Origin of the sequence: Larsenimonas suaedae, assembly GCF_023712105.1 — a bacterium.
Classification (GTDB): Bacteria; Pseudomonadota; Gammaproteobacteria; order Pseudomonadales; family Halomonadaceae; genus Larsenimonas; species Larsenimonas suaedae.
This window is the reverse complement of the sequence record NZ_JAMLJI010000002.1, coordinates 139,619-164,051: the sequence shown is the minus strand read 5'-3', so window position 1 is coordinate 164,051 and position 24,433 is coordinate 139,619. Positions and strand designations below refer to the sequence as shown.

Annotated in this window: 24 protein-coding genes and 1 tRNA gene; 16 read left to right on the top strand and 9 right to left on the bottom strand. The window is 58.2% G+C overall.

The genetic code is table 11. The features are described 5' to 3' along the window. Positions 1-137: 137 nt before the first annotated feature. Positions 138-878: a FadR/GntR family transcriptional regulator gene (locus tag NAT49_RS06780; protein ID WP_251592487.1), complete on the top strand. Its 741-nt coding sequence runs from the start codon at positions 138-140 to the stop codon at positions 876-878. An 11-nt stretch (positions 879-889) separates the two neighbouring features. Continuing rightward, complete coding sequence (locus NAT49_RS06775; protein WP_251592485.1) at positions 890-1,771, top strand: oxygenase MpaB family protein; 882 nt, start codon at positions 890-892, stop codon at positions 1,769-1,771. 99 nt (positions 1,772-1,870) lie between these two features. Here the strand turns inward: NAT49_RS06775 and NAT49_RS06770 are convergent, their stop codons facing one another. Further along, the gene (locus NAT49_RS06770) at positions 1,871-3,298 is read right to left on the bottom strand and encodes a sugar porter family MFS transporter (RefSeq protein WP_251592478.1); all 1,428 of its coding nucleotides are present in this window, start codon (positions 3,296-3,298) and stop codon (positions 1,871-1,873) included. Between the two features lie 220 nt (positions 3,299-3,518). Further along, entirely contained in the window at positions 3,519-4,196 is a 678-nt protein-coding gene (locus NAT49_RS06765) for a DUF4396 domain-containing protein (RefSeq protein WP_251592476.1), read from the bottom strand. A 207-nt stretch (positions 4,197-4,403) separates the two neighbouring features. On the opposite strand from NAT49_RS06765, the gene NAT49_RS06760 reads away from it, so the two are divergent. Beyond that, positions 4,404-5,093 (top strand): type 1 glutamine amidotransferase domain-containing protein, encoded by a 690-nt coding sequence (locus NAT49_RS06760; RefSeq protein WP_251592474.1) that lies wholly within the window; start codon positions 4,404-4,406, stop codon positions 5,091-5,093. 96 nt (positions 5,094-5,189) lie between these two features. Next, a tRNA-Arg gene (locus tag NAT49_RS06755) sits at positions 5,190-5,266 on the top strand. Between the two features lie 191 nt (positions 5,267-5,457). On the opposite strand, the gene NAT49_RS06750 is transcribed toward NAT49_RS06755, so the two are convergent. Then, positions 5,458-5,997 (bottom strand): DUF3237 family protein, encoded by a 540-nt coding sequence (locus NAT49_RS06750; RefSeq protein WP_251592472.1) that lies wholly within the window; start codon positions 5,995-5,997, stop codon positions 5,458-5,460. Positions 5,998-6,200: 203 nt separating this feature from the next. Between NAT49_RS06750 and NAT49_RS06745 the strand changes: the two genes are divergently transcribed. From NAT49_RS06745 to NAT49_RS06735, 3 genes are all read left to right on the top strand, one after another. Continuing rightward, positions 6,201-6,632 carry a carboxymuconolactone decarboxylase family protein gene (locus NAT49_RS06745; RefSeq protein WP_251592471.1) on the top strand — a complete coding sequence of 144 codons (432 nt, stop codon included), beginning with the start codon at positions 6,201-6,203 and terminating at the stop codon, positions 6,630-6,632. A gap of 436 nt (positions 6,633-7,068) precedes the next feature. Continuing rightward, on the top strand, positions 7,069-8,253 hold the full coding sequence (locus NAT49_RS06740) for an SIR2 family protein (RefSeq protein ID WP_251592469.1): 1,185 nt from the start codon (positions 7,069-7,071) through the stop codon (positions 8,251-8,253). Then, a complete protein-coding gene (locus NAT49_RS06735; RefSeq protein WP_251592467.1) occupies positions 8,250-10,187 on the top strand; it encodes an ATP-binding protein in 1,938 nt (645 codons plus the stop codon). Before NAT49_RS06740 ends, NAT49_RS06735 begins: the two co-directional genes overlap by 4 nt. Before the next feature lie 264 nt (positions 10,188-10,451). Here NAT49_RS06735 and NAT49_RS06730 read toward each other — a convergent pair whose 3' ends face one another. From NAT49_RS06730 to NAT49_RS06710, 5 genes are all read right to left on the bottom strand, one after another. Further along, entirely contained in the window at positions 10,452-11,606 is a 1,155-nt protein-coding gene (locus tag NAT49_RS06730; protein WP_251592459.1) for a GGDEF domain-containing protein, read from the bottom strand. A gap of 205 nt (positions 11,607-11,811) precedes the next feature. Then, positions 11,812-13,335 carry a mechanosensitive ion channel family protein gene (locus tag NAT49_RS06725; RefSeq protein ID WP_251592457.1) on the bottom strand — a complete coding sequence of 508 codons (1,524 nt, stop codon included), beginning with the start codon at positions 13,333-13,335 and terminating at the stop codon, positions 11,812-11,814. A 153-nt stretch (positions 13,336-13,488) separates the two neighbouring features. Beyond that, complete coding sequence (locus NAT49_RS06720) at positions 13,489-13,947, bottom strand: lysozyme inhibitor LprI family protein (RefSeq protein ID WP_251592455.1); 459 nt, start codon at positions 13,945-13,947, stop codon at positions 13,489-13,491. A gap of 155 nt (positions 13,948-14,102) precedes the next feature. Continuing rightward, complete coding sequence (locus NAT49_RS06715) at positions 14,103-14,915, bottom strand: AraC family transcriptional regulator (RefSeq protein WP_251592452.1); 813 nt, start codon at positions 14,913-14,915, stop codon at positions 14,103-14,105. Positions 14,916-14,917: 2 nt separating this feature from the next. Further along, entirely contained in the window at positions 14,918-15,544 is a 627-nt protein-coding gene (locus NAT49_RS06710; RefSeq protein WP_251592450.1) for a LysE family translocator, read from the bottom strand. Positions 15,545-15,945: 401 nt separating this feature from the next. On the opposite strand from NAT49_RS06710, the gene NAT49_RS06705 reads away from it, so the two are divergent. Together NAT49_RS06705 and NAT49_RS06700 are read left to right on the top strand one after the other, a co-directional pair. Beyond that, entirely contained in the window at positions 15,946-16,518 is a 573-nt protein-coding gene (locus NAT49_RS06705; RefSeq protein WP_251592441.1) for a manganese efflux pump MntP, read from the top strand. Positions 16,519-16,886: 368 nt separating this feature from the next. Further along, complete coding sequence (locus NAT49_RS06700) at positions 16,887-17,132, top strand: hypothetical protein (protein WP_251592433.1); 246 nt, start codon at positions 16,887-16,889, stop codon at positions 17,130-17,132. Between the two features lie 96 nt (positions 17,133-17,228). Here the strand turns inward: NAT49_RS06700 and NAT49_RS06695 are convergent, their stop codons facing one another. Then, positions 17,229-19,001 carry a PilZ domain-containing protein gene (locus NAT49_RS06695; RefSeq protein WP_251592431.1) on the bottom strand — a complete coding sequence of 591 codons (1,773 nt, stop codon included), beginning with the start codon at positions 18,999-19,001 and terminating at the stop codon, positions 17,229-17,231. 155 nt (positions 19,002-19,156) lie between these two features. Between NAT49_RS06695 and NAT49_RS06690 the strand changes: the two genes are divergently transcribed. The 7 genes from NAT49_RS06690 (at position 19,157) to NAT49_RS06660 (ending at position 24,300) form a co-directional block, all read left to right on the top strand. Beyond that, positions 19,157-19,585, top strand: coding sequence for an ArsR/SmtB family transcription factor (locus NAT49_RS06690; RefSeq protein WP_251592429.1), 429 nt, complete (start codon positions 19,157-19,159; stop codon positions 19,583-19,585). 3 nt (positions 19,586-19,588) lie between these two features. Next, positions 19,589-19,999 carry an arsenate reductase (glutaredoxin) gene (gene arsC / locus NAT49_RS06685; protein WP_251592427.1) on the top strand — a complete coding sequence of 137 codons (411 nt, stop codon included), beginning with the start codon at positions 19,589-19,591 and terminating at the stop codon, positions 19,997-19,999. Continuing rightward, positions 19,996-20,715: an arsenical resistance protein ArsH gene (gene arsH / locus NAT49_RS06680; RefSeq protein WP_251592419.1), complete on the top strand. Its 720-nt coding sequence runs from the start codon at positions 19,996-19,998 to the stop codon at positions 20,713-20,715. The genes arsC and arsH overlap by 4 nt, the downstream gene beginning before the upstream one ends. 79 nt (positions 20,716-20,794) lie before the next feature. Further along, positions 20,795-22,099: an arsenic transporter gene (locus NAT49_RS06675; RefSeq protein WP_251592410.1), complete on the top strand. Its 1,305-nt coding sequence runs from the start codon at positions 20,795-20,797 to the stop codon at positions 22,097-22,099. A 90-nt stretch (positions 22,100-22,189) separates the two neighbouring features. Further along, on the top strand, positions 22,190-22,855 hold the full coding sequence (locus NAT49_RS06670) for a glutathione S-transferase (protein WP_251592408.1): 666 nt from the start codon (positions 22,190-22,192) through the stop codon (positions 22,853-22,855). A 147-nt stretch (positions 22,856-23,002) separates the two neighbouring features. Beyond that, entirely contained in the window at positions 23,003-23,425 is a 423-nt protein-coding gene (locus NAT49_RS06665) for a GlcG/HbpS family heme-binding protein (RefSeq protein WP_251592407.1), read from the top strand. Between the two features lie 71 nt (positions 23,426-23,496). After that, positions 23,497-24,300, top strand: coding sequence for a YrhK family protein (locus NAT49_RS06660; protein WP_251592405.1), 804 nt, complete (start codon positions 23,497-23,499; stop codon positions 24,298-24,300). Positions 24,301-24,433 lie beyond the last annotated feature (133 nt).

Sequence of the window (24,433 nt, the reverse complement as noted above, 5' to 3'; positions counted from 1 at the left end):
AACATCCCGCGCGAGGGGATGCGTTTAGACGGTGTGTCCGTGTCAGCTAGTGTGCGTCGACGAGCCCGCCTCCAGCCATTGTTATAGTGGGGGCGGCCGCCGACGCGTTTTCCTTTGAGCCGAGCATATAGAGACCGATGACCGAGAAGACGAAAGCTCTGAACCTTGAACGCATCAATCAGCAGGGCAGTCTGTCCAGTCAGATCGCGCGTCAGCTCGAGGCGCTGATCAACAGCGGGCAGATCGAGGTCGGCGAGAAACTGCCGACCGAAAGCAAGCTGTGCGACCTGTTCGGGGTTAGCCGTACGGCGGTGCGTGAGGCCATCGCGCACCTTCGCTCCATGGGCCTGATCGAGACGCGGCGCGGCGTGGGAACCCGGGTACTTCGCACCGAACCCGAGCGGGTGTGGCCTGCACAGGACATCAGTGCGACCACGGTCGAGGACATCCTGTTCGTGCTGGAGCTTCGGGTGACGGTCGAGCCGCGCGCGGCGGAACTCGCCGCGAGCCGCCATACCGACGAGGACGCCCGGGCACTTCAGGCCGCCCATGATGCGTTCGTCGGGGCGTGTCATCACAAGACGCTCGGGCGCGGGGAAGACTACGCGTTTCACCACGCCATCATTCAGGCCACCCACAACCCCTGTTTCCTGGCGTTCTATGACCCGCTGCACAAGGGGGCGATCCCCCGGGCGCAGCTCCTGAACGCCGAGCTTGATACCGAGGCCGCGCACACCTACCTCGAGCACGTCGCTGTCGAGCACAAGCGCATTCTCGATGCGATTCTCGCCCGCGACCCGGAGGGCGCGTTTCAGGCGATGGAGCAGCACCTTCTGCGCGCGACCCAGACCTACCGCACCTACCTGCCCAGTGACTGAGGCGCGTCCCGATGCTGCGTAACGCGATCGAGCGCCGTATTCACGGTATTTCCGGGTTGGCGCTCGGCGGCATCGACTACAGCCAGCCTCCGGGTGACCCGGGGCTTTTTGGCCCGGGCTCGATGGTCTGGCGCGTGCACGGCGATTTCACGTCCATGCTCTGCGGCGGCGTGTCGGCGCTTTTACTCCAGATGATGCATCCGCTGGCCCTTGCAGGCGTCTGGGATCACTCCAACTTCCGAGACGACATGCTCGGCCGGCTCCGGCGCACCAGCCAGTTCGTGGCGGCGACCTCGTTCGGGCCGACCGCGGACGCCGAGCGGCTGATCGAGCGGGTCATCAGTATTCACAGGCACGTAACAGGCACCTACACCGATGGCCGCGCCTACCGCGCCGATGACCCGGAGCTTCTGACCTGGGTGCATGTGAGTGAGGCTCGAAGCTTTCTCGCCGGGTGTCTGCGCTACTACCAGACAGAGCTCTCCATTGATGAGCAGGACCGCTACTACCGGGAAAGCGCGCTGACCGCCTACCGGCTCGGCGCGACCCGGGTGCCGGAGACCGTCGATGAGGTGGAAGCCTACCTCGAGCGGATGCGGCCCGAGCTTATCGTGGACGCGCGCACCCGCGAGGTGGTGCGGCTTCTGTGGGCGGGCAGCCCCCAGTTCAGGCAGGTGCGGCTGTTTTACCGCCTGTTTCTTCGCGGCGGCGCGGATCTGTTGCCTGACTGGGCGCAGGACGCGCTCGAGCTCAGGGCCTCGCCGGTCGGGCGCCGGGCAACGCGGGCAAGCGTCAATACCCTGGCCCCGGTGCTGCGCTGGGCAGTGCGCGATGGTGTCCGCGCCCGTGCAACCGCCCGCATGAGCGCAGCCGCCGCCCCTGAGTCTCAATAAAAAGGCCCTCTTTAAAAAGAGCGCCGCGATAAAAAGAGCACCCATAAAAAAACAGCGCCCGAAGGCGCTGTTTTATCGAGGGGCGCGTAGGCCGTTCAATTACGAGGTCGACACGGCAGCCTCGCCTGACGACGCGCTCTTGCGGCGGTCTTTTGGGAAGAACGTGCCGGCCTTGAGGTCGGCCTCGATCTGCTCGAGCGAGCGGCCATTGGTTTCCGGGATGTAGCGAATCACGAACACCAGCGCCAGCGTCGAGATCAGCGCATAGAGCCAGAACGTGCCGGAGGTGCCGAGCGCGTTGATCAGCGTAAGCGTTGTGAGCGTGACGATCAGGTTGAAGATCCAGTGGCTGAAGGCCCCGACGCTTGCGCCCTTGCCGCGCACGAACAGCGGATAGACCTCTGCGTTGATCAGCCACAGGCAGACCCCGAAGCTGCAGTTGAACGCCATGTAAAGCGCCAGACACGCCACCAGTGTCCACTGGCCGGCCGCGGACGTCGGTGCGCCGCCCATGAACAGAATGCCCATCACGATCAGCGCGACGATGGAGCCCGGCACCATCCAGATCAAAAAGCGCTTGCGGCCGATCTTGTCGACCATCAGCACGCCGAATACGGTCGCGATGTTAAGAAGCACTGCGCCCCCGATGGAGGCGAGGATAGACGCGTTTTCATCAAAGCCCGCGTTACTGAGAATGGTCGGGGCGTAATAGATGATGGCGTTGTTGCCGGTGATCTGGGAGAACATCGCGATGCCGAACCCCGCGATCAGCGCCGGGCGCACCCAATCACTGAAGAGATCCCGCCAGGTGCCTTCGGGGCGGGCGGAAATTTCCTTGATTTCATCGAGTTCCTGACGAGCACCCTGACGGCTTTCACGCACGCGCTCGAGAATGCCGAGCGCCTCTTCTTCACGGCCCTGACCCAAAAGCCAGCGCGGGCTTTCAGGCAACACGATCATGCCAAGCATCAGGACCACCGCCGGAATGGTGCCGAGCGCGAACATCCAGCGCCACGCATCGCCGAGGGCGAAGCCTGTGAGGTAGGCCACCAGAATGCCGAACACCACCATCAGCTGGAACATGACAACCAGCTTGCCGCGGTGCTTGGGCGGGGTTACTTCGGCGATGTAGACCGGAATGATCTGAGTGGCGCTACCGGCGGAGAGGCCGAGCAGAAAGCGCGCCAGAATCAGCACTTCAACGCTTTGCGCCACGGCCGAGAGCACCGAGCCGATCACGAACACCAGCCCGAGCAATACGATGGAACGGCGTCGGCCCAGACGGTCGGACAGTGGCCCGGTGCCAAGGCAGCCGAAAATGGCGCCGAAGATGATCGCGCCGGTCACGATCTGCTTCATGGTGTCGTCCATCACGAACTGCTTCGAAAGCCCGAGCAGGGCCACACCGATGATGCCGGTGTCATAGCCGAACAGCAGCCCGCCAAGGGCGGCCACGATGGAGACCAGGATGACGAGCGTCTTTCCGCTCGGGCCCCGATGCGAGGGGGCGTCACTGGCGTGTGTCATTGGGAGGTTCTCCGGTTGGCTGAAACGATTCAGCAAAAAGAGCGCATAAATGCGCGTTTCATGATGGATTCAGGGTAATTAAAGCTTGGGTAAATCACTAGGCGAGTTAGACCATAGTGGTATCAAGGGATCTGAAACTACATATATCGACGCGATGGCGCTTCATTTATGTAGTTTCAGTGATATCGAGCGGGTGCCGTCGCGGCTTGGGCGTCTCGAGCTACATCGCGTGCTTGATGCCGCGCTTGATCAGAACCCAGTTGGCGGGGTAGGAGGTGATGAATCCGACCAGCATCGCGATCTGCATCATGAACCAGAATTCAGGCGTGAACGCGTTCATCTCCCCAAGCCACATCGACGCGGCGATGATCATCCACACATACATGCCGATTTGAAACGCGATCAGCGAAAGCGTATCGGCCTTGATCGCGTCTTTCAGCGCCGCCGCCGGGCCGCTGTCGCTCATCTCGCGAATGGGCAGGTACTGAAACAGCACGCCGAAGGCGTAGGCGAATACGAACGCCAGCAGAAAATGCCCGGCGATTGCCGAGCCGAACACCGAAAATGCCGTAAGCGTGGCGATGGGGGAGGCCACCACATCGCCCAGGGTGCAGCCGCCGCCGCAGTGGGTGGCCGAAACGAATACGCCCTGCCATTTGGGTGTGTCACTGCCGTGATGATGGTGGGCGTGGTCGTGATGCGCGCCGGACTTCGGCGCGCGACCCATCGTCGCATACGCCCACCACCCGATGATCGGCATGTAAAGCCCGGTAATCGGCCAGGTGACGTTCATGATCGCCATGTGCTGTGGACGTTTTTTAACATCCCAGGCGATGGCGAGGGCGGTAAGCACGCCGAGTGCGAGGGCGACCCAGGCCCAGAGGGTCAGCATGGTCATTCTCCCTATCCTTTCTGATGTTGCCGCCGTTGTCGTGATCGACGGTGTGCGTGGGAAGGTCTAGCCGGGCAGCGCGCGCTGCGCAAGCCTTGCCCTGCACCCAGGTTGGACTAGGGTGAAAGCATCACCGCGCGGCTGTCTATCTTATTAGCCTGCTAATTATGTTATGCTGTGCGCCGATTTCAATCACGGATCAGGAGGCCTCCAATGAGCCAGCCCAAACTACTGATGGTACTGACCTCGCACGACCAGCTCGGCGACACCGGCCACAAGACCGGCGTCTGGGCCGAAGAGTTCGCTGCGCCGTACTACGCCTTTCTGGACGCCGGCTGCGACGTCACGCTCGCCTCGCCCAAGGGCGGCGCTACACCGATCGACCCCAACAGCGAAGGCGAGGATGCCCAGACCGACGACACCCGCCGTTTCTACGCCGATGAAGCCGCGCAGCAGGTCATCCGCGAGACCAAGGTGCTCTCAGGCGTTGATGCCTCCGAGTTTGACGCCGTGTTCTACCCCGGCGGCCACGGCCCGCTGTATGACCTGGCCGGTGACGAGGATTCCATCGCGCTGATCAAGGCCTTCCTCGAGCAGGGCAAGCCGGTTTCTGCCGTGTGCCACGCCCCGGCGGTCTTCTTGAACGTGAAGGACGCCCACGGCGAGTACATCATCAAGGGCAAGCGCCTGACCGGGTTCACCAATGAAGAAGAAGCGGCGGTGGGGCTTACTGAAGTGGTGCCGTATCTGCTTGAAGACGAGCTTGGCAATCGCGGCGCCGACGTCAAAAAGGTCGCGGCGTTTTCGCCGTTCGCCATCGAGGATGGCCTGTTTATCACCGGCCAGAACCCGGCAAGCTCCCGCGCCGTGGCTGATGCGCTGCTGGCGCGCTTCAACCGCTGAGCCGGCGCTAAGTGACTCTTTGCGCTAAGTAATTCATCGGGGTATGCAAGGTTCGGCTTTACGAAGCCGAACCTTTCCCGGTAGACTGTGCCCCGTGCCCGAATAGCTCAATTGGATAGAGTACCGGCCTTCGAAGCCGTGGGTTGCAGGTTCGAGTCCTGCTTCGGGCGCCACCCCCTCCCTGCATTTCCCGTACGTTCTCACACGTCTCACATCGCTTTCGCAGAACCCGCTTACGTATAAACCGCGCAGGTATAAACCACGTGCGTACGAACTGTATGTGCACGAACGGGCGCCATCGTGTCTTGCGCAGCCATGCCGCGTTACCCAGCCCGGCGCCGTTGGGTGTCATGACAACAGTTGCTTACAGCACTTCCCACACGCGAATGATGACGGACGGATCGGTCTTGAAGTTCGGCCCACGCTCGACCGTGCCCAGGAAGATCGACTTGTTCATCCATTCATAGGGGCTGCCGATCGGCGCTTCGAAGCTCAACACGCTTCGCACGTAGTCGTAATCCGGGTTCTTTTCCGTCGGGCGGTGATCGATGAGGGCGTTGTTGGTCACCACGATGGTATGGCCGTCGTCGGTCTTGATCGCGTAACGCGCGGTTAGATCGAGCACGCCATCCGGGCGGCCGAGCTGCCAATCGCCGCCGCCGGGCATCACGCTGCCCTTGATTTTCGGGCCCTTCACATCGCCGCCGGTGATCCAGACGATGCCACGCTCGCCGTACTTGCTCTGGCCGACCGTCGCGCGGTTTTTATCGATGCTCACGTGAGATTCGTACACGAACCGGGTCTCGAGCCGGTTATCGCGGTTCGGGTCCTTCTCGGCGCTGAGCGCATTCATACTCGTCATTGCAAGCACCATCGTCATTAAAAGAAGCGTCAGTCTCTTCATGGGGCATAGCCTCTGCGGTGTTGTTGTTGGTGATGTCGCCGTGGCGATGCTCATGGCACTGCCACGCATTGAACCTACCGCAGTTACCCGGTGCGCAAGTATCCAGTATTGGCAAACCCGTACTTGCGTACGCCCCGGCATATGCGCTTAAGCTTTACGGCGTTCTTCTTATTCAATCGATTCTTCACTGAAGGAGCCTTGCCATGTCTACCCCGCGCCTGCCGTACGCCTCGCTCTCCCCGGATGCCTACAAGGGCCTCAGCGCCACCAAGAAAGCCCTCGATGACAGCAGCCTCGGCAAGGAACTGATCGAGCTTGTGTACCTGCGCGTCTCGCAGATCAACGGCTGCGCCTTCTGCCTTGAAATGCACGCAGAGACCCTTCGAGCCAAAAACGTGCCCGAGGCCAAGCTCGATAGCCTCGCCGGCTGGCGCGTCAGCGCCCGGTTCAGTGAGCGCGAACGCGCCGCGCTCGGCTGGGCCGAATCGCTTGTGAACATCGCTGGCTCCCACGCCGCCGACAAGGATTTCGAGCCGCTGAAGGCCTACTTTTCCGACGCCGAGATCAGTGACCTTACCTTCGCCGTGTCTCTGATGAGCGCCTACAACCGCCTCGCCATTGGCATGCGGCAGTAGGGCGGGTGGTTACTTCGTCCTCAAGCCGTCACCCCAAGCGCTGCGCCCTCACTGGCAAAGACATCTAACCCCAATTCTCCGACCTTCTATCCCACCGCCGCGCCTATGCGCGGCGTTTTTGTGAGTGGCCCGCCTGCGGCAATGCACCACCGCCAAAAATCAGTTAATCGCCCTTTGTGTAATTGAGTGTAATTTTTTAAAGGGGTAGCTTAAGTATGAGACACCGCTCACCGATGGCGTTAGGTGCGTATATGTGATGGGGCGAGCATGGTCGATGATTTTATGCGGCCTTAGTGTGGTGCTGCAGCCCGGAGGCTAGAGGATGAGAAAGAGCGAGGGAACTGGTCCATTTAGTGCTTAGGCGGGGCGAGGAGTCGACAGCGCGTTTTGAGTAGCCACTAGCAAAATAGCTATTAAAACAGGGAGTTTAGGGCAAATGGCCTTTTATCTAAAACAAGGCAAGAGAAACCTGCTTGAAGATATAAAAGGGGATGAAACCGAGCTTAATAAGTTACAAGATTTTTTAAGTAATCTATGTAACACAAAGCATATTAACTTTTTACTAGGTTCTGGAGCTAGCTCTACTTCTATACCAACCATGCTAAAAATGGCAGAGAAGGTTGAAGACATATTAGATGAAGCAGAGAGTAAGGTTGAAGGAGTAAAGCCATTATATGAAAGCCTGAAGTATAAATATAATGGGAATTTGGAAGAAATTTTAGGGATTCTTTACTCTAAGCAGATTTACGATAACGGTGTGGGTTCTAATGATCCAAAAGTTTCCACCCTGGCGAGTGAGATTGAAGAGGTTATTTATAGAGAGATTAATGTTGATATTTATTCTGAGGATCATAGTCTGACTGTTGATCTTTATAAGCTTCTATACGATAAAATGTCTAAAAGAAGTCGCGATCTTCCTAGGCTGAATGTGTTCACTACCAATAATGACTTGTTTAATGAAGCGGCCTTGGATTTGCTCGGGATTGATTATAATAACGGTTTTGGTGGTGGGTTAAAGAAGTTATTTAACCCTTCGAGGTTTAATTATTCTTACTCCAAGGCTAGTGAAACCCTGCCTGATAGATATGAAGCTATCAATAATATGGTCTATCTTTATAAGCTTCACGGCTCCATCAACTGGCGCGAATTTGATTCAGGATCATATTTTCTAAATATTGAAGAGTTCGAGGTAGAGCCCGGAACATCTAATAACGAGGTGGCCCTGATTTATCCGACACCTTTAAAACAAAATAAAAGTTTAGGTACTCCCTATGCTGATATAATGAGAGAGTTCAAGGCTAAGATATCTATTCCAAATAGTGTTCTTTTTGTTATAGGGTATAGTTTTAGTGATGAGCATGTAAATAATTTTATTTATTACGCTTTGAGCTCAAATTCTTCGTTGAGTGTTGTTTTGTTTGGAGATTTTGAGGATAAGCCTATTTACGAAGTAGGTGACAACAGGGTTTTTAGTATATATGGAAAACATGAGGATGGTGAAAAAGTCCATTATTTTAAGTCGGTGGTTGAAAGATTGCTTCCTGATTTAGATGCAGATAAGAAAAAGGATTTTCTTAAAGAATTTTCTGAAAAGCTTAATGATTTAGTGAGGCAGCAATGAAAATCGGTAAGCTTGTTTCTATAGATTATAATCTTTTTAAAGCTCAGGTTTTGCCTTCGGTTAAAGGCAATTCTTTGAATGTCGGCGGTGATGTATACTATTTTGGGAATATTGGTAGCTACTTGGGTGTATACAATAGTCTCGGCGAAAAGTTATTGTGTGAAGTTGTTTCGATATATGACAAAGATGTGAGTGAAGACTTAAGTTTAAGTCACGCTTATGGATCAAGAGAATTATCCTTAAAGCCAATAGGCTCTATAAGTAAGAGGGAATTGTTCTCCTTAGGTGTGGGGATATTTCCAGCTATTTACTCAGATGTTGAAATTATTACACGCGAAGACATGGAGCTTGTTTTAGGTAAGTCAAATTTCACTAGTGAGCCGGGTGTTCACACAAGTATTTATGTTGGAACAAGCAAGAGTCTTATCGGCTATCCTATAGAGTTAAATATAGATAGGTTTTTTAATATCCATACTGCTGTTCTTGGAAATAGTGGTAGTGGCAAGTCGAATACAATATCGCATCTTTTGCAAGAAGTGGCGAAAAAAAATAATTATACGGCTCTAGGGGCTAGAATAGTCATATTTGACGTTAATGGCGAGTATAAAAACTCCTTCCCTGTAATAAATGGAAATGGGGGGCAGTTTATAAATAATAGACATTATAAGCCAGCGGGTAATTCAGGTTTAGATGAGGGTGAAATTAACTTTAAACTCCCGCACTATCTTATAAGCTTAGACGAGTGGTGTTCATTTTTATTGGCTACTGATGCCACTCAAAGACCTTTTTTAGATAGAGTTCTTCAAGAGTGTTATAGATTCTATAAAATAAGTTCTGAAGATAAAAGGAAAGATATTGCTAATTATATTAGGTGTAAAATTTGCTTAATTTTGAAAGATATTAATGGCCAAGGGGAGTCAGATACCACCAGGATTACGGCTGCTGCTAGCTTAATTAGTAGGGTGGTTAACTCTTTGCTTGCACATGAATCTATATCAAACGCATGCGATCAGGAAAATATTTTTGAAGATCTAAATGCTTTGGCCGAAAGTTGTAGCATAAAATTTGGAACTAACGATAGTAAACTTAAAGATAAAATCGAAGAGATATTGGAGCAAGTAGATTTTGAATTATATTTAAGTGTTTCTTCTGACAGGTTAAGAGAAGGAGAATACTACGATTACAGATTTCTAAGGCTTGCGGCTGAATTAGTTCTGCTAGAAGAAGATGCAAGAGGTAATAAAAGGATAAAAGAATACACATCAACTCTCATGACGCGATTGGATTTTTTCTTAGAAAATCCTGAGTGTGAGTTTATGAGGTGTGATTCATCAGAGTTGGATAGCGCTGAGAAATATATGCAGTATATATGGGGTGACGATGACAAGAGCTATCAAATAGTTAATTTAGATGTAAGTGAGCTGAATCCAACTTCGTTAGAGGTGGTGACTTCAGTTCTTACTAGGTTTTTGTTTTCAGAGCGTAAAAGTAAAAGAGGAGTTTTTAGAAGACAGGGCCCTATACATTTGGTACTTGATGAGGCCCACAGGTATATACACAAGGCTGGTGAGTATTATTTAAAAGAAAATATATTTGAAAAGGTTGCTAGAGAAGGAAGAAAGTTTTCATTTTATCTAATAGTATCTTCTCAAAGGCCTTCTGAGCTCTCAGAAACAGTCTTATCTCAATGCGGTAATTATATAATACATAGGATACAAAATGATATTGATATGAAATATATTTATTCTGTTTTACCTTTTTTTTCAGGTGACTTTGTGAATAAAATAAAACAATCAGTGCCGGGCGAAGCTCTGATCTTTGGTAATTGTGTTCCTATGCCTTTACATGTGGCGATCAAACAAGCTAGGCCTGAGCCTAATAGTGCCAATTGTATTGTTTCTAAAGAGTGGTTTTTGCAAAAGTATGATGTTTAAGGAAATATGCTGAATGGTATAAGTTAAGGGGCGCGTTATTATTTTAACGTTTTTATGTGTTTATACCATTTTTATAGTGTTTTCTTTCCCTATGTCCAAAACTCAAAAACACTAGCTCACTTTTACTTCGCCCCGTTAGTGCCTTTTGACTGAGCAAACCATCTCGTTACTACGCCTTGCGGGTGGATGGGCTGCATTCCGCCGTAAAATCGTTTCAGTGCGGATTTTAGAACGGCATTAAAACGCAGGGGATAGACAGCGCTTTCAAGCCTGTTTAGCCAAGCCCTGATACGACAAATACACCACCTGATTTCGCCCGTTGGCCTTGGCTTGATACAGCGCTTCGTCCGCCCGCTTGAGCAGTCGTTTTGAGTCGTCGGTGTGGGGGCGTAGGTCGGCGTGTTCCGTGCTTGCGACCCCGATGCTTACGGTCACCACGGCGTGTTCACCCATGCCCCTGTTGGGAATGCGCAAGCGCTCGATGGCGCTGCGTAGCCGCTCGCACAGAATGCGGGCTTGCTGTGCATCCGTGCCCGGCAGCACCAGCGCGAATTCTTCCCCGCCGTAGCGCACCGCGAGAGCCGGCGGCTGGGAGAGCATGCCCCTGAGCACGTCTGCAATCTGCTGGAGGCAGCGGTCGCCGCCGTCGTGGCCGTGGTGGTCATTGAAGCGTTTGAAGTGATCCACATCGCACATCACGGTCGTGAGTACGCCTGACTGCCGGGCAAGCCGAGCCCACTCCCGGTTGAGCGCCTCGCCCAGCGCCCGCCGGTTGCCAAGCCCGGTCAGGGGGTCGGTGTTGCTCAGGTCTTCAAGGTAGCGGTTGTTGAACGTCAGCTCCTTCTCGGCCCGGTCAATGGCCCGGTGAAATAGATGCAGCAATACCCCCGAGAGCGTGAGCACGCCCGCTACGCTGCCGGCGTACATGGCCTCAAGCCACGGCGAGGGCACCGGCGTGCGCGCCGCCTCCGCCGGAAAAAGGAACTGCGCCATCAGGTACAAAAGGCCGATGGCGGCCAGGAGGGCCACATAGGTTCGCCGTCGAAGGTTCTGGTAAAGAAAGATAATCACGAAGGCAAAGGTGAAGTAGAACAGGCTGACGCCGGCCCCGGTGCCGATGAAGAAGGTCACCACAAAGAGCTGGATGCAGCTATTAAGCACCAGAGTCGTGCTGGCAGTGGTGTGCCAGCGCAGGTGGTTGAGCGGCAGTACCGATAGATAGACCGTAATAAATACGAGATTGAACAGAAATACGCCGCGGTATGCAGCGAAATCATAGAAGTAATAGAAAAGCTGGTAGGGCGTGGTGGCGGCCGTACAGAAAAGCCCCAACTGGTTGCAGAGTTCGATCTGTCGGCGCAGTGCCCCCTGGGTGCCTTTCGTCCCCGGAGACCAGCATGTCTTGATCACCTCGATCATCGATTCACCCTGTAAAGCGCGCTGGAGGCCGTGATGGGCTTCCCTACTAATGACTGGCGATTGGCCGTCGTGTCTGCGCGCGACAGGCGACCGAACCCTCACTGTTGCCCTGTTGGCGTCAGCATTTTTACCTTATCGGCGAGTGGGTTGGTTACATTAGCCCGCCCAAGGATAGGGTTCGGAAGTGCGGGGGAGTGGTGTTTTGTTATTGGTTGCTCTGCCGTTTCTGGCTCAGCAGGTCGGTCTCGTCACTGCCTCGGGCAATTTCCTCCTCGACCTTTTCCTTCAGTTTCTCATCCGGGCGGGCATCGAACAGGGCATCGGCGGTGGGGTCTTTAAGAATACTTTCGGCCCGCGCTTTCGCGGGGTGGGCGGGGCTGCCTTCGGCCTGTGCCGACGGGGCGTCGTGTGCGTGTTCGGTGTCGCTTTTTGAATGGGCGGGAAGTGCGCCCTGAAGTCGTTCCAGCGCCTGCTCGAGGGAGGCGTTGAAGCGCAGGCGGTAGATGGGTTCGGGCAGGCTGAAGCCGGTGCGCTCGAGGGCGTGCTTGGTCTCGCGAATGGCGATGCTGCGGGCCTTGGCGAAATCGGTGTTGGATTGGTTCACCCACACCTGAAACTCGAGCACGATGTTCGAATCGCCCACGTGAGTGATCAGCGCAGCGGCCCTGGGCTCTGTGAGCACGAACGCGAGCTGGTTGACGGCGTCGAGCCCGACCTTGATGGCGGCGAGCGGGTCGTCGTCGGCGTCCACCCCCAGTTCGAACGTGAAGCGCCGCTCGGGGTTCTGGGTGTAATTGAGGATGGTGCCCTTGAACACCTCGGCATTGGGGATGCGCAGCTGGTTTCCATCAAGCGTCATCAGAATCGTCGCGCGGGAGGTCAGGCGCACCACGATGCCTTCCTGGCCGTTGATCACGACCTGATCGCGGGCGCGGAAGGGCTGGCGAATGCTCAGCATGAGCGAGGCAATGTAGTTCTCGATGGTGTCCTTGACCGCGAAGCCCACCGCAATACCGATCACACCGGCGCCGCCTAAAAGCGTGCCGATGATGGTCTCGGCGCCCATCAGGCTCAGCGCCAGAATCAGGGCGAACACGATGAACACCACTTTGACGGTCTGCGAGAGCAGTTCGGCAACGAATGGGTTGGGCGTGAGCCGTTGCCACAGGCGCTTGCGCCGTGAGAGCCACGCGCCGAACCACGCCACCACACCAAACACCACGATACCGACGCCCAAAAGCGGCAGCGCCTTGACCAGGTTTCTGGCCTGGGCGGCGAGGCCGTGGGCGGCGGTCGCGACGTTATCCTGCACATCAAGCGTGCGGGTGATGGTGTCATTGACGGCGACCACGTCGGTCAGCCGGTTGGCAAGGCCGAGCGCCTGCTGGGCTTTTCGGTCGTTGGCGGTCTCGCCTTCAAGCGTGACCACGCCCTGCGTCACGGTGACCGTGACGGCCTCCAGCCCCTCGAGCTCTGAAAAGATGCCCTCGATGCGCGCTTGAATCGCCCGGTCCTGCTCGGGGGTGGGGGCGGTTTCAATGCCGCTCCCGGTCTCGGATGCTGCGCTCGAGCCGGCCAGCGCCCCGGCGGCGCTTGAAAGCTCGTCGGCGGCATAACTCGGGGCTGTGATCAGCGTGCCCAGCATCAGGGCGAGTGCGAGATACAGGCGGCGGGCGCGGGGTTTTGAAGTCGAGCGTGTCGCGGGTGAGCGCGTGAATGAGGCGGCCATGGCGTTCCTGTCGGTCGGGCGAGGGTCAATCGGTTGGGTCAGCGTCAGTGCAGGGCGCGAGGCCGTGAAAGAGTGAGCGCGTTTCGAGTCACTCTAGTCGAGGTCTCCGATGTGCGGCCATTTTTTCGACGCAGGGAGCTCGAGCCGCAGCAGTCAGGGCGTCTCGAGCCGGGGGTGCGGGCAGCTGACGTCGCCTTCCTCGCACTGGCTGTAGCCCTTGAGCGTTTGTTGACGCGCATCAGATAGCGCGGTCTTGCACTGCGCGACCACCAGCGTGTGGATGGAGCCGCCGGCCGAAGGCGCACCCTGAAACTGGCATTCGGCGTCGCGGTAGGCCGTCCAGCGGCGCTGGGCGGTTTCAAGCGCTGCGCGCTCGGCGGCCGAGCCCAGTGCGTCCTTGAGGCTCTGATAGGTGGTAGTCAGCCGGTGCTCGGCGTTCTGAAGCGCCTCGGCCGCGCACTGGTTCATTGCCGTCTGGGTTTGGGCATCGTGGCACTCGGTTTGGGCGGGCGTAGAGGGAGTCTGAGAGGGCGCGGCGTAGGTGGTCGTTGCGTGCATCCAAATAGCGAAGGTAAGCGCCATCACGGCCGTGCCCTGCAGAAAATGCGTCATGGGGAGTGCTCCGAGGTCGGCATTGGTTAAGCGAAAAAGAGAAACGGCAAGGTGGTTTTAGTGTAGCGCACGCGCTGCCCGGCTATCTCTGAATGCACGCGTGGTCAGCGGAGGGTGATGGTTAGTGGGGGGTGATGGTTAGCGGAGGGCGATGGCTAGCGGGGCGCAGTGGTGAGGGCGCGCCAGCGGGCGGGGGTGACGCCGTAGGCGCGCTTGAACGCTCGGCTCATGTGGCTTTGGTCGGCGAAGCCACTGGTGAGTGCGGCGTCGGTGAGCGAGGCGCCGCCGGCGATGCGGTGCTTGGTGTCATCGAGGCGTCGAAGGGTGAGGTAGCGGTAGGGGCTGGTGCCGTAGAGCGCGCGAAAATCCCGCGAGAGCGACCAGCGCTCCCGCCCGGTGATCATTTCCAGCGTCTCGAGGGTGGCGCCGTGAAGGAGATTGTCGTCCAGGTACTGTCGGGCGCGTTCGGCGGCGAGGTGGTCAAGCGCATGGCGGCCTTTCATGGGGCCTGCGTCACTGTTTTCGGCAAGTGCCATCGTTAAATCAAACAGGCCATCGGTTTCTTCGAGCGCGCCGGGGGCGTGGTCCATGTCGAGCAGAAGCGTTCGTACGGTGCGCACGAGCCGGGCGTCGGTCGAAAGGCCGCCGGTCAGAAACGGCAGGGGCCGGCCCTTAAGCATCGCCTGCATCAGCGCGGGCTTTACGTAAAGCATGCGGTAGAGAAAGCCCCCGGGACAGCCGGCGTGGCCGTCGTGGAGTTCGTCGGGGTGCAGCACGATCACGGTGCCGGGCAGGCTGTGGCGGTGGCTTCTGCGGTAATGAAAGCTTTGCACACCCTCAAGCGTAATGCCGATCGCGTAGGTGTCGTGGCGGTGTGGGCTGAAGGCGTGGCCCTGAAACCGGGCCTCGAGCCGCTCGAGGCGTTCGGTCGGGGCCAGGCGAAACCAGTCTGCGCTCATTGGGGCCATGCTCAGTGCGCCTCGACAATCGGCATCAAAGTGTATTCCAGCAGCATCGTGGCCGCCACCAGCACCAAAAGCGCGGCCATTACGCGGTTGAGCACGCGGTAATAGCGCGCGTTGCCAAGCCACTGGGCAAGCCCCTTGCCGGCGGCGCAGTAAAGCGCAGGCGCCCCGGCACCGCCCAGGGCAATGCCCGCTGACCACAGAATCAGCGCCGTATCGGCAATGCCCCGGCCGGGAAACAGGATGGTGGTGATCGGCACAACTAGAAGCGTGTTCTTGGGGTTTAAAAGCTGCATCAAAAATCCGTCACGAAAGCGCAGCCGGCCGTGATCCACCGGGGTCGACTCGGCGGTTGAAGAGGCAGGCGACGGCGGCGCGGCCCGGTAGAGGCTGTAGGCCAGATACAGGATGTAGGCGCTGCCAAGCGCTGCGAGGTAGGGCAGGGCCGCGGCAACCACCAGGCGCTGCCCGGCGTAGCCGATCACGAGAAACCAGAGAAAGATCGCAAGGCCCACGCCGCCGAAAAAGCCCAGCGAGCGGTATACGGGCCGTTGAAGGCCGGCGTTGAGCCCAAGCAGATTGACCGGGCCGGGGGTGTACATGACGGTCAGGGCGAACAGCACGATGTTCATGAGGGCCTCGTTCGGTATGGAAAAGCCCGAGACTAGGCCAGCTCAAGCGGCGGGTCTTGAACGATCGTGCATCGAGTGCGAGGCGAACGGCGGCGTTTAAAGAGTGGGCTTTCGTCGAATCGACGATTTATCTAGAGCCGCATCCTGCACGCTGAGGTGCCGTTCATACGTCACGTTGTGGCGTTGTCTGTCTAATACAGGGTGCGATGTTATCGGCTGCAGCGCCCGTGAACGCTGGGTTTTTAACGCGTGTTAACAGTGTGTCGTGGGGGTAGGTAGTGCACCCGGGGTCAACGGGTGTACCTATCGTCAACTTAGGTTCCGATGAGAAAGAGTGTTATTCGTTGATTTTCAGGCAGTTGACGCCGTAGCGTGGTCGAAAACATCAATTGGCAACCCTCATGCGCATCTATTCACTCTTCTTTCTCGCCCTCGCCATGTCGACGGACGCCTTTGCCGCGTCTCTGGCCAAGGGTGCCGACAGCGCCGAGCGTGTTTCCTGGTGGCGGGCGCTTCGTATCGGCGCGCTGTTTGGCACCATTGAAGGGCTGACGCCGCTACTTGGCTGGGCGTTGGGGTCGATGGCAAGCGTCTACGTGGCCCAGTGGGATCATTGGATCGCGTTTGTGCTGCTGGTGGGGCTTGGCGGCAAGATGGTGGTCGATACCCAGCGCCGCCAGGTGCCGTGTGAGGATTGCAGCTGCAAATTGTCGAAGCGCTGGTGGACATTGCCGCTGCTGGCGTTGGCAACGAGCCTGGACGCGCTGATCGTGGGCGTCAGCCTGAGCTTTGCAGGCGTCAACATCGGCTATGCGGCGCTGGCCATCGGTTTGACCACGGCGGTGATGGTCACGTTCGGTGTGGTGCTGGGCGGTATGGCCGGGCGGTTCATCGGCAAGAAGGCGGAGCTTTTTGGTGGGTTGATGCTGATCGCGATCGGCACCAGCATTCTGTATCAGCACCTTTCTCAGTAGGTTTCTCAGTAGGTTTCCCGGCAGTTTCCCAGTAGTTTTTTTAATTGAACAGTTGTACGAAAAAAATTGTTCAATTCTTGTTGAAAAACAGCACATCCACAGGCTTCTCATGAAAAGCATAACATAGGTTAAGTTTCTGCTTTGAAACGAGAAATAGGGTGAATTTTTCCTTGCACATGACTTATACAAAATCCATAGTGTCCGGGCTGCGCCAGATAGGGAATTGGCGAACCGGGAACACAGGGAAGTGACGGAGTTCACTCGGTCATCAGAAATGATGATGTTCGTCAGGGAAGACGACCCGGTGGAAAGGTTGGTAAGGATGCCCGGCACCAAAAGAGACCATGACGAGACAAGGAGTGTTTCAGATGGATTACGAACTCTATTGCCACCAGTGCGGTAGCGAAGCCGTCGGGAATACGACGGACTTGATGGCCGACCAGACCGTCGACTGCACCAGGTGCAACACGTTCCTGAGCACCATCGCCGATCTCGAGAACCGGCCGATGGGCGTCGACGAGGCGCAACCCAGGGATCTTTCAAGCAAGCTTTCGCGCCAGATGGCGTGCGAAGCGGCCCATATTCGAAAGCATTTGAGCCAGCCCGTGAGCTAGACTCGAACCGAGACAGTCAAGCGTTAGACGATGATCGGCCGTCAGGGAAACCTGACGGCCGATCGTGTATCAAGCCCTGACCCTGGCAGGAAGCGCTCACGAAGGGTCGAGCCCGTAATCACGCGGGCGGATCGAGCAGGCAATTTCCCCCATCTGATCGAAATCCACGCGGGAGAGCACGGTGCTCAGCGACCCTATGGAGTCGTTCATGTTCTTGATGACATGCACCTTGGTCGGCTCGCCCCGGGCATCCACGCTCATCACCCAGGCCAGAAACCCGCGCGAAAAGTAGATCAGACTGCCGATGGGGTAGATGCCCTGGCGTTGCACGTAACGGATGACGCAGTCCGGGTCGTAGATCTCGGCCTGACGATAGATGGTCTTGTAGGCTTCGAGTGGCGTCAGGTTGGCCTGTTCGAGAGTGTAGGGCCTCAGCAGAACCGTGATGCGTTTGATGACGTTGAACAGCTTGAGAATCTGTCGGAGCTGGTCGTTGTCTTCCGGGGTGTCTTCGAGTCTGCCATCGGGGTTGTGCGCGCCGACGGCAATCATCCGGCGTATTAGCGTCAGGTCGAGCCAGTCCTCATGCTCGAGTCGGGCCAGTAGCGTTTCCCGGTGATGCGTGAGGTAGTCGCTTTGCTCGGGCGTTAACGGCTCATGCAGGGTTGGCAAGGTTTCGCCGATCATCAGGGACTTGCCGAGGTTGTGAAGCAGGGCACCAAGAATGGCGTGACGGGCATGCTCGACCAGTGTCGGCTCTCGCAGGATCAGATCGCCCAGCTGAACGGCGCAGCGTATGGCCTGCTGCAACAGGGGCGGCTCGTCGCTCAGGCAGCACGCGGCGTACATGCAGCGATGAGGTTTCCGTTCGAGCATGTGAATGATGGTGTCGGCGCAGTCGATCAGTGAGGCGCGCGCCAGCGTTTCCTCGTTTCGAAGCGCGATCAACGCGCTGTGCAGCCGCCGGGCCACTTCTCGCATGGCGTACATCAGGGGGAGCGTATCGCGCTCGTCCTTGGGCTCGGTGAGTGTGAGCCGGCCCGCCTCCCCGGGACCCTTGAACAACGGCGAACTGTGTGCGGTTTTCGAGTGCATGCCGAGCCGATACGCCAGCTCGCTCTCCATCTCGTTTAAAAAGTAGGTAAGGCGTTGAACGGCTTGGGGAGACGGGGCGTCGAACTCGAGCCCGAGACTTGCGAAATGCGTCCGCGCAGCCTGCCTCAAGTGGATGACCCGAGCCGTGAGCGTGACACGCTCGCCATTGGGAAACTCGAGTGTGATGTCCGGCAGTGTCATGTCGAGCCGTATGTCAGAACACTCGTTCAACGGCGCCTCGACCATGCAGCCGCCGATCGACAGGTTGCACAGTTCCGCAGTGAACGCGGTCGCCTCCGGATAGGCGGTGATCATGGCCTTGGCCTGCAACCCCTGAATCAAGGGCACGCGCATTTCGCCGCGCTTGGTCGAGCTGAAAAACGAATGGGGCAGGGTGCACAAAAGCACACTTCGATGAGGGTCGCGATGAAGCCCGAGGCTTTGGACTTCATCGAAGCGCAGGTGTTCGGTGCTGCTCTGCCTTGTGGGTGGCAGGCGAACCTCGAGTGTCAGGCTGCCTCTGGCCAGAGCGGTGTCCTCGGGCGGGCGCTCTAGGTCGATCAGTTCGATTGATAGCGTGCCCTGGGCGCCGTCCACGGCCGTGATCCGCCCGACCAGGGGGAGCTTTGCGCCCTCGGTCAGGATGGAAATGTCGCGCTTTTCATGCGCCAGAAGGGCCAGCCGTCGGGCGATGCGCTGAACGTTGGTATCCGTCTCGGCCGGCGTGGTGGGTTGGCGTGTGTCATCACTGGGTTGGGTCAGCAATTTATGCATCGGATTCCCTTGGGTCACCCGGGCGGCCATTTCGGAACCGTTGCCGGAGCATCAAACGATAAGACCATTAGTAGATTAACGGCGTGTTTAGGGTTTCCTTTAACAGAGTGATTTGATGTTGTTCGGCGGGCTTGCAGGGAAGTTTTTATTTTCATATGTTTGGAATTATGGAAATAAATGATGCGACAGCGATCTTTGGGGCGCTTGCCCAGCCCACACGGCTCAACATTGTGCGGCTGTTGATTCGCCGCGAACCAGAGGGCGCTGCGGCCGGCGACATTGCCCGCGCGCTCGAGGTGCCGAACGCGACGCTTTCAGCGCACCTCAAGGTACTGACGCAGGCCGGGCTGGTCGCGCCGCGCCGCGAGAGCCGCTCGATCATCTACCGGGCGGAGCTTTCAGCGATCGAGGCGCTGATCGGGTTCTTGCTGCGCGACTGCTGCGCGGGTGACCCGAGCATTTGCGGCCCGCTGATGGCCTCGCTGAGCGAGACAGCGCCCGAGTGCGCCTCATCCGACACGCCGTCTTGCAATTCCGCGTCGTCAAATCCCTCGTCTTCCAAGCCGACCCCCACGGAGACCTGACCCATGCTGTGTGTGATCTACCACAACCCCGACTGCGGCACCTCGCGCAATACGCTCGCGATGCTGCGTGACTCAGGCATCGAGCCCCACGTCATCGAGTATCTGAAAACGCCGCCGAGCCGCGAGATGCTGGTGTCGCTGCTTGCACAGATGAAGCTCACCCCCCGTGAGCTGCTGCGCCAGAAGGGCACGCCCTACGACACCCTCGGCCTTGCCGATGAATCCATCACCGACGATGCCCTGATCGATGCCATGGTCGAGCACCCGCTGCTGATCAACCGCCCGGTCGTGGTGACGGAAAACGGCGCGCGTCTGTGCCGGCCATCGGAGACCGTATTCGAGCTGCTGCCGACCCCGGTTGCGAGCTTCACCAAGGAAGACGGCGAGACGGTGCGCCCGGGTGGCGGTGCATGAGCCTCGATACGTCAAAGCTTCCGGCCATTGATGCCGACGAGCTTCACCCGATCGATGTCAGGGCGCTGGCCGGCCCCGATGACCCGGGCCATCCGCCGCGGATTCTGGTGCTCTATGGGTCGCTCCGCGAACGTTCCTACTCCCGCTTTCTTGCCGAAGAGGCCGGGCGGCTTCTAGAGGCGCTGGGCTGTGAGGTGCGCACCTTCGATCCCACTGACCTGCCGCTGCCCGATGAGGCCAACGCCGAGCACCCGAAGGTAGTGATGCTTCGCGAGCTTGCGATGTGGAGCGAGGGCATGGTGTGGGTCAGCCCCGAGCGCCACGGCGCGATGACGGCGGTCATGAAGGCGCAGATCGACTGGCTGCCGCTCGCGCTGGGCGGGGTGCGCCCGACCCAGGGCAAGACGCTTGCCGTGATGGAGGTCTCCGGGGGCAGTCAGAGCTTCAACGCGGTCAATCAGCTTCGCATTCTCGGACGCTGGATGCGGATGGTGACCATCCCCAATCAGTCGTCGGTGCCGAAGGCGTTCAACGAGTTCGATGACACGGGCCGCATGCGCGCGTCACCGCTTTATCAGCGGGTGGTCGATGTCTGTGAGGAACTCACGAAATTCACCCTGATGGTGCGCGGGCGAAGTGAGTATCTGACCGCGCGCTATTCCGAACGGGTGGAAAGCGCCGAGGCGCTTTCAGCGCGGGTCAACCAATCGACGTAATGCGTGAGTGACGCTCCGGCATATCAGGGGCATTTTGCGTGACGCCCCGGCATACCGGGGCCTTTCAGGAGCAGAGCACATGCTTGCCTTCGCACTTTTTCTGATCACGCTGGTATTGGTGATCTGGCAGCCCAGGGGGCTTGGCATCGGCTGGAGCGCGCTGGGCGGGGCGGTGCTTGCCCTGGCAACCGGCGTGGTCGACTGGGGCGATGTGGCCTACGTCTGGCACATCGTCTGGGACGCAACGCTTACGTTCGTTGCCTTGATCATCATTTCGCTGATTCTCGATGAGGCCGGCTTTTTTGCCTGGGCGGCGCTTCATATCGCCCGCTGGGGCGGCGGCAGCGGCCGACGGCTCTTTCCCCTGATCGTGGTGCTTGGCGCCGTGATTGCGGCGCTGTTTGCCAACGACGGGGCGGCGCTCCTGCTTACCCCGATCGTGATCGCGATTCTGGCGCGTCTTCAGGTGCCACCGCCGGCGGCGCTTGCGTTCATTATCGCCACCGGCTTCGTTGCCGACACCACCAGCCTTCCGCTGGTGATCTCGAACCTGGTCAACATCGTTAGCGCCAACTACTTCGAGCTGGGGTTTGCCGAGTACGCGCAGGTGATGGTGCCGGTCGACCTGGTCGCGCTTGCGGCCACACTTCTCGTGCTGTGGCTCTATTTCCGCCGGGTGATTCCGGCCCGCTACGACCAGACGCGCCTGGAATCGCCGCGGGCCGCGATCAAGGACATGCGAGTATTCCGGGCGGCGTTTCCGCTGATCGGGGTGCTGTTGGTGGCGCTCTTTGTCACTGCGCGCTGGGACGTGCCGTTTTCGCTGATCATGGGGCTCGGGGCGCTTTGCCTGATCACGATTGCGGCCCGGGTCGGGTCTCGCGAGGCGCGGGTGATTCCTCTCGGTGAGGTCATGCGCGGCGCGCCATGGCAGATTGTTCTGTTCTCGCTCGGCATGTATCTGGTGGTCTACGGGCTTGGCAATGCTTGGCTGACCGACGCGGCCGCCTCGGTCATGACCTGGCTGGGCGGGCAGGGGCTGGTGATCGCAACCCTTGGCACCGGTGTGCTCTCGGCGGTGCTGGCATCAGTCATGAACAACATGCCGTCAACGCTTGTCGGGGCACTTGCGATCGATCACGCCCAGGTTGCGCCGCTCGTTCGCGAGCTGATGGTCTACGCCAACGTCATCGGCAATGACCTGGGGCCGAAGTTCACCCCAATCGGGAGCCTTGCAACGCTTTTGTGGCTGCATGTGCTGGCGGGCAAGGGCCATCGGATCAGCTGGGGGCAGTACATGAAGGTCGGTTTGATCATCACGCCGCCGGTGCTTCTGGCAACGCTTTTGGCGCTGTCACTGTGGGCGCCGGTGGTGCTCAGGTAGACCAGCGCTTGGCGTGGCGGCGAGTCTGAGCCATGGTGAGAGACCGGCCCGGTGGTGTGGCCGGTCTTTTACGCTCATTCAGGAGGCTCCATGATCAAGGTGCATCACCTCGACCAGTCGCGCTCTCAGCGCATTCTCTGGCTGCTCGAGGAACTCGGGCTCGAGTACGAGCTTGTCTGTCACTCCCGCAACCCCGTCACGATGCGCGCGCCGGACTCCCTCAAGGCGGTGCATCCGCTCGGCAAGGCGCCGGTGATCGAGCATGACGGCGTCGTGGTCAGTGAATCCGGCTACATCATCGAGTACCTGTGCAGCCGCTTCGACCCCGATCACCAGCTGATGCCGCGTGCGGGAACGCCGGCGTTCGAGCAGTGCCGCTATTGGCTGCATTACGCCGAGGGCTCGGCCATGCCGCCGCTTGTGATGTCGTTGATCTTCTCGAAGCTCGGCAAGCCGCCGGTGCCGTGGTTTCTGCGCCTGCCCGGGCGGCTGCTGGGCGAGGGCGTGCGGCAAAAGCACCTCACCCCCGAGATCAAGACCCACATCGCCTACTGGGATAAAACGCTCACACACACAGGCTGGTTTGCCGGCAACGCACTGAGCGCGGCCGATGTTCAAATGAGCTTTCCGGTAATGGCCGCCGCGTCGCGCGCGGGGATCGAGGGGGCCCCGGCAGTGGCAGACTGGCTCGAGCGCGTGCGCGCGCGGCCGGGCTGGAAGCGGGCGATTGAGCGTGGCGGCCCCTTCGCCTATTGATCGCGGCGGGTCGGCCGGGGACTGGAGATGCGCCAATCCAAACGTTCGTTTGGTCTAACGGTTTGATTTCATGGAAAATTGAGCAAGATGAACTAGTCTGAACCCGTCAATAAGTCACGTGCTATCGCGTTCACGGAGGAACGGATCATGTCAGACCAGGTGGTTCAGACGTACCCCACCATCAGCTTGAGTGCGGCCGAGGCGGTGCTCGATGCCGCAACGGATGCTGCCGACGAGCAGAACGTGCATGTCTCGATTGCGGTCGTCGACCGAGGCGGGCATCTGGTGGCGTTTCGGCGCATGGATGGCGGCGTCAGCGGCGGCGTCGACGGGGCGCTCGGCAAGGCGGTCTCGTGCAGCAAGTTCGAAAGCTCGATGGTCGAATTTTCCGAAAAGGCCCGCGAGCAGAGCTGGATCGGTGATCTGCCGGGCATGATTCCGCTCGGTGGTGCCGAGCCCCTGAAGCTTGAAGACGAGCTGGTGGGCGCGGTCGCGGTCAGCGGCGCCGACGAGCCCGAGGAGCAGGTGGTCGCCGAGGCGGCCGTTCAGGCATTCCACGCACAGGGGTGAGGGCGCTTTTTTTGTCGGAGTGCCCGACTATTTGCCATGCTTGGCGTACTTATTGACCATGGACCATTTCGATGCCTCACCTCTTTACCAATCGCCCCCGGCTCGCTTCGGTCGGCTCGACCAAGCGTCAACGTTCGATCGACGTGCGATGGGAGTTCGCCAATGCGCTGTTGTACGAGCTGGGCGGGGTGCTGTTCATGGTGGGCAGCGTGTTCTTCTTTCCCTCCCTCGAGCATTTGAAGGACATCGGGGCGTGGCTGTTTTTCGTGGGGTCGCTGGTGTATCTGATCGTGCTTTTGCACGACATGGTGGAGGTCCACCGGTTCTGGCCCAAGCAGAAGCTGTCGCCGAGCCGGACGCTCGAGGTGGTGGCAATCTGGGCGTATTTGCTCGGAACGATTCTGTTCACGGTGGGTAGCCTTTTGTTTCTGTCGTGGATCGATTGGGTCAAGATCGGTGCCTGGACCTTTGTGGTCGGCTCGGCGCTGTTCGTGATCGGGGCAAGCGTCAACGTCATGATGGTGATCAGAGCCTCTTCCTTGATGACGCTTCAGCTGATGAACCTGACTGCGGTGATGTTCGTGGTGGGCTCGGGGCTCTTTGTGGTGGCGTCCATTCCGTATCTATGGGAGTTCGAAAGCCCGGCAGCGAAAGCCCAGACGCTTGCGTTTCTGGCCTGGCTGTTTTTGATCGGCAGCGGGTTTTTTCTGGTCGGTGGGCTGTTCAATCATCAGCGTTCGCGGCTGGTCATCCGTTACCGGCTCGATGCGATCGCCAAGGACGAACAGGCCGATGAGCGTCTGCTTGCGTTTTTGCGCGGGGAAATCAGCGAGATCGATTACCGCTCCTCTCACCCGCTGCCAAATGGGTCATAGCGGCGCGTGAGCCTTTAAAAAAGCTGAAGGCGTACCCGTGCGCTCGGGTATAAGGTCGCAGGGCGTCGAAGTCGAAGCGGGGCTGATTTAGACTGCGCCTTTCCGGATGGTATTTGCGAGTCAATCAGGAGCG